At 71.9% G+C, this 7,528-nt stretch carries 5 protein-coding genes and 1 pseudogene; 2 read left to right on the top strand and 4 right to left on the bottom strand.

What is annotated here, in order from left to right; genetic code table 11:
• A pseudogene (locus AB0M26_RS10825) lies at positions 1-210 on the bottom strand (hypothetical protein); the annotation flags it as partial.
• 61 nt (positions 211-271) lie between these two features.
• On the opposite strand from AB0M26_RS10825, the gene AB0M26_RS10820 reads away from it, so the two are divergent.
• Positions 272-1,312, top strand: coding sequence for an ROK family protein (locus AB0M26_RS10820; RefSeq protein ID WP_365257905.1), 1,041 nt, complete (start codon positions 272-274; stop codon positions 1,310-1,312).
• A 190-nt stretch (positions 1,313-1,502) separates the two neighbouring features.
• Here the strand turns inward: AB0M26_RS10820 and AB0M26_RS10815 are convergent, their stop codons facing one another.
• Positions 1,503-2,063, bottom strand: a complete 561-nt coding sequence (locus AB0M26_RS10815) for a GNAT family protein (RefSeq protein ID WP_365257902.1) — start codon at positions 2,061-2,063, stop codon at positions 1,503-1,505.
• A gap of 208 nt (positions 2,064-2,271) precedes the next feature.
• On the opposite strand from AB0M26_RS10815, the gene AB0M26_RS10810 reads away from it, so the two are divergent.
• The gene (locus tag AB0M26_RS10810; protein ID WP_365257899.1) at positions 2,272-3,066 is read left to right on the top strand and encodes a DeoR/GlpR family DNA-binding transcription regulator; all 795 of its coding nucleotides are present in this window, start codon (positions 2,272-2,274) and stop codon (positions 3,064-3,066) included.
• Positions 3,067-3,204: 138 nt separating this feature from the next.
• On the opposite strand, the gene AB0M26_RS10805 is transcribed toward AB0M26_RS10810, so the two are convergent.
• Both AB0M26_RS10805 and AB0M26_RS10800 read right to left on the bottom strand, forming a co-directional pair.
• Positions 3,205-5,781, bottom strand: coding sequence for an ATP-dependent Clp protease ATP-binding subunit (locus AB0M26_RS10805; RefSeq protein WP_365257896.1), 2,577 nt, complete (start codon positions 5,779-5,781; stop codon positions 3,205-3,207).
• Between the two features lie 165 nt (positions 5,782-5,946).
• Positions 5,947-7,425, bottom strand: coding sequence for a glutamate-cysteine ligase family protein (locus AB0M26_RS10800; protein ID WP_365257893.1), 1,479 nt, complete (start codon positions 7,423-7,425; stop codon positions 5,947-5,949).
• Between the last annotated feature and the right edge of the window lie 103 nt (positions 7,426-7,528).

Here is a 7,528-nt window from a genome sequence, read left to right as displayed (position 1 = left end):
ATGCGGTGCGAGGTGCGCGATGCGGTGCGCGCGATGCGGTGCGAGGTGCGCGATGCGGTGCGCGCGATGCGGTGCGAGGTGCGCGATGCGGTGCGCGCGATGCGGTGCGAGGTGCGCGATGCGGTGCGAGGTGCGCGATGCGGTGCGCGCGATACGCATGGTCCGGCGTGGGTGATCCGGTGCGAGCACGCCCGGTCGGGGCACCGCCATGGCAGGCTCGCCCTACGGGCACGCCGTGCACGAGACGACGACACCGGACGGATGAAGACCCATGGCACACCCTCACCAGGGCCGGGCGGACGGAGACGACCCGGCCGACCGGGCCCCGGACGCGGTCCTCGGGCTGGACATCGGTGGGACCAAGCTGGCGGCCGGGGTCGTCGGCGCGGACGGCGGGGTGCGCTCGTTCCTGGTGGCACCCACCCTCGTCCAGGAAGGGGTGCGGGCCGTGCTCAACCGGCTGTTCGACCTCGGCCGCAAGGCGATCGACGAGTCCGGGACCGATCCGCGGCGCATTTCCGCCACCGGCATCGGCTGCGGTGGCCCACTCGACCCCGCCGCGGGCATCGTCCTCCGCCCGCCGCACCTCCCCGGCTGGATCGACGTGCCGGTCACGCGCCTCGCCGAGGAGCGCTACGGCAGACCGGCCGTCCTGGACAACGACGCGACGGCCGCCGCGGCGGGCGAACACCGCTTCGGTGCGGGCACCGGTGCCCGGCACATGCTCTATCTGACCTTGTCCACCGGAGTAGGCGGCGGCGTCGTGATCGACGGCCGCACCTACCGTGGCGCGGCCGGGAACGGTGGCGAACTCGGCCATGTGACGGTCGACCGCACCGGGCGCCACTGCCGCGGCTGCGGCCGCACCGGCTGCCTGGAGGCGTACGCCTCCGGCACCTCGATCGCCGAACGGGCCCGCGAAGCCGTCGCCGACGCCGAGGCCGCGGGACGGCCGACCGCACTCGTCGCGTACGAGCCGCTCACCGCGGCCGATGTGTCGTACGAGGCCGGAGCGGGCGATCCCGTCGCAGCCGAGGTGTGGATCGCCACCACCAAGGCACTGGCCTGTGGCATCACCTCGCTCGTCAACGTCTTCGAGCCCGAACGCGTTGTGCTCGGCGGGGGCGTGACCCGCGCCGGTGAACAACTTCTCGCGCCCGTACGCCGCCTCGTGCGCGAGCAGGCCATGGGGCCTGCGGCCGGCGCCGTACGCATCGTGGCGGCCCGCACCGGGGACCGGGTCGGCGTCGTCGGGGCCGCCGCCGTGGCCTTCGAACGAACCGGCTTCCCCGGCTACGGCGCCGGTGCCTGACGGCCGTCCTCGCGGGGGGGGCGACGCCGGGAACGACGCGCGCCGCAAGACAGTGCCCTGCACCCGGGGGACCGTGCCGGCGCACGCCCGGCGGCGTACCCCCGCCGACAGTCACGTCCACGAAGCGGCCCGGCCGCAACGGGCCGCGCCGGACGCGCTTGCCGCCTGCACGGCCGCCGCACCTCTCGGCTCACGGTTGCGGCTCGTCCGCCTGCCACTCCGGCGCCAGGACCGACCAGATCTCCGTATCGTGCCGTTCTCCGCGGTACAGGTGGTTCTCCCGCAGCACGCCGTCCCGCCGCATGCCGAGTCGGCGGGCCACAGCGATGCTGGCCGCGTTCCCCGACGAGACCCACCACTCCACGCGGTGGATGCCCCGCTCGCGGACGGCCCAGTCGATGATCACGCGCGCGGCCCGGGTGACCAGGCCCCGGCCCGCCGCCGACGGTTCCAGCCAGCAGCCCGCCTCAGCGGTGCCCTGCTCGACGTCCATCGTCCGGATGAGGACTCCGCCGACCAACGTGCCGTCCGACCAGATGCCGTGGATCCGGCCCGTGTCGGCTGCCGTCTTCTCCGCGTACCTCTGGAGGTATGAACGACTCGACTCCAGGTCCGTGACGACGTCCGGCAGCCCGACGAACCGTCCGATGAACTCCCGCCCCCGGTCCATGTGGGCCAGGAACTCCTCGGCCCGCCACGGCTCCAGCGGGCGCAGCTTCGCGCCGTCGTCGCCCAGGGATATCGCGTACATCGTCACCTTCCGCGGTGGGACCGTCCAGGCACGCGATCACCCGCGCGCACCGCGGGGGATCCTCGCACAGGCCCGGCGACGTGGGCGCGGGTGGCAGCGGGCTCTGCGGGCTCTCCGGTGGACGGGACGCCCTGCTAACGTCGGAATTGCGTGAATCGCGCAAGAAGTCGCCTCCGATGCCGGGTCTCCGGCGGAAGGGGACCGTGAGGTGGCCGGTCGGGAGCGCTCCTCCACCAGGGACAGGCGGCAGCGCCTGGTGCAGCTCCTGGGCGACGACGAGCTGAGCGTGCACGCCCTGGCGGCGGAGTTCGAAGTCTCCCTGTCGACGATCCGCCGGGATCTGGCCGTCCTTGCGCGCCGCGGCCGGATCACCCGCACCTACGGCGGGGCGGTGGACCCGCTCGGTGCGGAGCGGCGCGGTACCGGCGGCGGACCGCCGGGCGGGCCGGACACGGTCGCGGCGGCATCGGCAGCCCTGGTCCACGACGGCGCGGTGGTGCTGCTCGACGCCGGGCGCGGCGTCGAGCGGCTGGCCCGCGAACTGCGCGACCGCACCGACATCACCGTGGTCACCAACGGTCTGGCCACCCTGTTCGAACTGGTCGATGCCGTCGTGGAGGTCGTCGTCCTGGGCGGCACACTGCGGCGGCCCCACGCGACCCTGGCGGGTACGAGGACGGAACAGGCCCTGCGCAGGATCAGCCCGGATCTCGCGTTCCTCGGTGCCGAAGGACTCGATCCGGAGCGCGGCGTCAACTGCCCGGACGCCGAACAGGCCGCGCTGAAGGAGCTGATGGCCGAGTGCGCCCGCGCCACGTGGGTGCTGACGGATCACGCCGGGACGGGTGCCCCCTTCCCCTACTGGGCCGCCATGCCCCCGGGGACGGGCCTGGTCGCGGCGGGAATCGACGCGGACCTGGCCCCGTTCGCCGCCGCACACTGGAGGGTCCGCGGCGCGGGGACTCCGGACGACGACCGTACGGGTGGCGGGAGCACGGAGTAGTGCAGGGATCGGCAACTGCGCCGTCTCGGAGGGCGGTTGAGTCAGGACAGTCAACCCGACGGCCGGCCCACGAGCCGTCCAGCAGGTTCAGCCGTCCAGCAGGTTCAGCCCGTCCAGCCGTCCAGCCCTTCAGCAGGTTCAGCCCGTCCAACCCGCCTCCGCCTGGGCCTCCGGCTCCTCCGCGGGGCCCCGGTGCATGGTCAGCTTCCCGTCCGCCACGTCCACCACCACATGACCGTGCGGCTGGAGCCTGCCGCTGAGGAGCAGCCTGGAGAAGTGGTTGTCCACCTCGCGCTGGATGGTGCGCCGCAGTGGCCGGGCCCCGTACTCCGGCTGGTAGCCCCGGTGGGCCAGCCAGTCGACCGCCTCCGCGGTGAAGTCGACCGTCACGTCCTGGGCGCGCAGACGCCGCCGCGTCTCGTCGAGCAGCATGCTGGTGATGCGCCGGAGCTGTTCGTCGGTGAGTTGACGGAAAATCACGATCTCGTCGATGCGGTTGAGGAACTCCGGCCGGAAGTGCTCGCGCAGCGGGCGCAGGACCCGTTCGCGCCGTGCCTCCTCCTCCGCCTCCCCGTCGCCGCCCGCGCCGAAGCCCAGCGTTCCGCCGCGGCCGGAGATGGCCTCCGAGCCCAGGTTGCTGGTCATGACGATGACCGTGTTGGTGAAGTCGACGGTCCGCCCCTGGGAGTCGGTGAGCCGCCCGTCCTCCAGCACCTGCAGCAGCACATTGAAGACGTCCGGGTGTGCCTTCTCGATCTCGTCCAGCAGCAGCAGGGAGTACGGGTGCCTGCGCACCGCCTCCGTGAACTGCCCGGCACTGTCGTGGCCCACGTACCCCGGAGGTGCTCCGACCAGCCGGCTTACCGTGTGCCTCTCCTGGTATTCGCTCATGTCGAGCCGGACCATCCGGTCTTCGCTCCCGAACAGTGCCTCCGCCAGCGCTCGGGCGAGTTCGGTCTTGCCGACGCCCGTCGGACCGAGGAAGAGGAAACTGCCCACGGGCCGGTCGGGGCTGGACAGTCCGGCGCGGGAGCGCAGCACCGCATCCGCGACGGCGGTGACGGCCTCGTCCTGCCCGATGACCCTCTGGTGCAGCTGCTCCTCCAGGCCCAGCAGACGCTCCTTCTCCTCCTGGGTGAGGCTGCTGACGGGGATGCCGGTCTGCCGCGAGACGATGTCGGCGATGTCCTCGACGGTCACCTCGGGGATGCGGTCCCCCCTCGGTTGCTCCTTGCGCTTGCCTTCCTCGATCCTCTTCTCCAACTCGGCGATTCGATCCCGGACTTGTACGGCCGTCTCGAAGTCCTCGGCGGCCACCGCCTGCGCCTTGTCCCGGCGGAGCTGCTCCACGTCGCGTTCCAGGGACCGGATGTCCGTGCCCCGGGTGGAGGAGCGCAGCCGGACCCGCGCCCCCGCCTGGTCCATCAGGTCGATCGCCTTGTCGGGCAGGAACCGCTCGGTGAGGTAGCGGTCGGACAACTCGACGGCGGCCAGGAGGGCTTCGTCGGTGTAGCGGACCTGGTGGTGCGCCTCGTACCGGTCGCGCAGGCCCCGCAGGATCTCGACGGCCTCGTCCGGGCTGGGCTCGGGGATGAGCACGGGCTGGAAGCGGCGGGCGAGCGCCGCGTCCTTCTCGATGTAGCGCCGGTACTCCTCCAGCGTGCTCGCGCCGATGACATGGAGCTCGCCGCGGGCCAGGGCGGGCTTGAGCATGTTGCTCGCGTCCATGGGCCCGCCCTCGGAGCCGCCTCCGCCCGCGCCCACGACCGTGTGCAGCTCGTCGATGAAGATGATCAACTCGTCGGAGTGGGAACGGATTTCGTTGATCACGGCGGTCAGCCGCTCCTCGAAGTCCCCGCGGTAACGGGTCCCCGCGACGATGCCGGACAGGTCGAGCCGTACGACCCGCCGCCCCAGCAGGATGCCGGGGACGTCGCCGTCGACGATGCGCTGGGAGAGCCCTTCGACGATGGCGGTCTTGCCGACACCCGCCTCCCCGATGAGCACCGGGTTGTTCTTGCCCCTGCGGGCCAGCACCTCGACGGTCTGCTCGATCTCCTCCTCGCGCCCGATCACCGGATCGATGCGCCCGCCGCGCGCCAGGTCGGTGAGATCGCGCCCGAACTTGTCGAGCGTGGGCGTGCCGTGGTCGCCCGTGGCCGTACGTTGCTCGGGGGAGCCGGGCGGTGCCGCGATGCCGCCGGGGACGCCCGAGCGCGGATCGAAGTGGGCGGCATTGAGGATCTGTCCGGCCGTGGAGTCGCGGTTGGCGGCCAGCGCCACCAGGACGTGCTCGGGCCCGATGTACGAGGCGCCGGTGGACCTGGCGATGTCATGGGCGTCGAGCAGGGCGCGTTTGACGGCGGGTGTGACGGCGATCTGCCTGCGCGGCGGGCCCTCGCCCGCCCGGCGGTCGATCTCGGCCGCGATGGCGTCGGGGTCGGCACCGGCGCGGGACACCATGGCCCGCGTCGGCCCCGCGCTGAGCGCGGCGCGCAGGAGGTGCTGGGTGTCGAGGTCGGTGCTGCCGTGCTCGGCGGCATAGGAGGCGGCGGCCGACACGAGCTGCCGCGCCGGTTCGCTCATCAGGCGTCCGAAGTCGAAATGGCGCGAGTCGGGCCGGCGGCTCTGCGGCCCGGTGCCGAGCAAGTGCGAAAGGAAGTCTCCGAGCGGGTCCCGGCCGTATTCCTCGGGACCCCTGTACCCGCTGTTCATAGGCGTCCGTCCCGATGGCCCGGAGAGGACCGGGCCACGCTGTCGTCGTGTGGGGTGCGGCTGCGGGCGGGTTTCCCCGTCCGCCGGGGCGACACATCGCCGTGGTGCTTGTTCCGTCACTTCGCTCGAAGGGCGCCCACCTTTCGCTGTGCTGCCGGGGGTTCCTCAGTCGACGGGCCAGGTGTGTGCGGGGGCGTTGAGGTGCATGTAGTCGATGTACTGCCTGGTCATACGGCGCAGCGCCTCGTGGTGGCCGACGTGGTCGGCTTCCTCGATGCGGTGGTACATCTCCGCCTGCCACAGAGCCCCGTTGCGCTGTGTGACGCACCGCTGCTCGATGATGCCGAGCATGGGCTCGCGCCACGCGGCATCGATGCCGGAGCGCTCCAGCCCCGTGTGGGCGAGGGGCAGCAGCCGCCGCAGCACCAGTTCGGATGCGGGCACCTCGCCCATTCCCGGCCAGTAGAGGCGGGCGTCCATGCCGTGCAGCGCGGCGGCGTGCAGATTGTCCTCGGCCGCCGAGAACGACATACGGGACCACACCGGCCGGTCCTCTTCCACCAGGGCCCGCAGCAGCCCGTAGTAGAGCGCCCCGTTGGCCGTCGTGTCGGCCATGGTGGGGCCGGCGGGCAGCACCCGGTTCTCGATGCGGAGGTGCGGCGTGCCGTCGACGACGGCGTAGACGGGGCGGTTCCAGCGGTAGATCGTGCCGTTGTGCAGGGTGAGTTCGGGCAGTTCCGGGATCACACCGTGCTTGAGCGACTCCAGAGGGTCCCCGGGTTCGCACAGGGGGAGCAGGGCGGGGAAGTAGCGGACGTTCTCCTCGAACAGGTCGAAGACCGAGGTGATCCAGCGCTCCCCGAACCAGACCCGGGGCCGCACCCCCTGGGCCTTCAGCTCCACCGCGCGTGTGTCCGTGGCCTGCTCGAACAGCGGGATACGGGTCTCCCGCCACAGCTCCTTGCCGAAGAGGAAGGGGGAGTTGGCCGACAGAGCCACCTGGACACCGGCGATGGCCTGCGCGGCGTTCCAGTAGTCCGCGAACTCGTCCGGACTGACCTGCAGATGGAACTGCGTACTGGTGCAGGCGGCCTCGGGTGTGATCGTGTCGGCGTAGGTGCGCAGCCGGTCGACGCCGTCGATGGCGATGCGCAGATCCTCGCCGCGCGCCTGGAAGATCTGCTCGTTGAGGAGGCGGTAGCGCGGGTTGTCTACGAGGGCGTCCTCGGTGACGTCGGTCTGCTGGAGCGTGGGCAGGATGCCGACCATGATCAGGTGGGCGCCGACCGTCGTGGCCCTGTGCTCGGCGTGGTTGAGGGCGTCGCGTACGTCCTGCTCCCAGGCGCCGGGGCCGCCGGTGGTCAGCTGGCGCGGCGGGATGTTGATCTCGAGGTTGAACCGTCCCAGCTCACTGGCCCAGGCCGGATCCGCGATGGCCCGCAGGACCTCGGTGCTCTGCATCAACGGCTCGCCCGAGTCGTCGACGAGGTTGAGCTCGATCTCCAGGCCGACCTGCGGGCGCCCGGTCTCGAAGCGCTCGTCCCGCAGCATCTGGGCGAAGGCGTCCAGGCACCGGTGCATCTTCTGTCGGTACTCGCGCCGGTCTTCGCGGGTGAAGACCCGTGCGGGGACATCACGTCCCATCCGTCCTCCCGAGGCCTGCTCGGCGGACACTCCCTTCGCATGTCAGCGTCCCACGACCGGCCCGCACCTGCCAGCGACCGGATGGCTGGGTACGTAGGGCGAA

Source organism: Streptomyces sp. NPDC051776 (assembly GCF_040681345.1).
In the GTDB taxonomy this organism is placed as follows: Bacteria; Actinomycetota; Actinomycetes; order Streptomycetales; family Streptomycetaceae; genus Streptomyces.
Note: the sequence above shows the minus strand (reverse complement) of the source record. Positions and strands in the feature narration are given on the sequence as shown.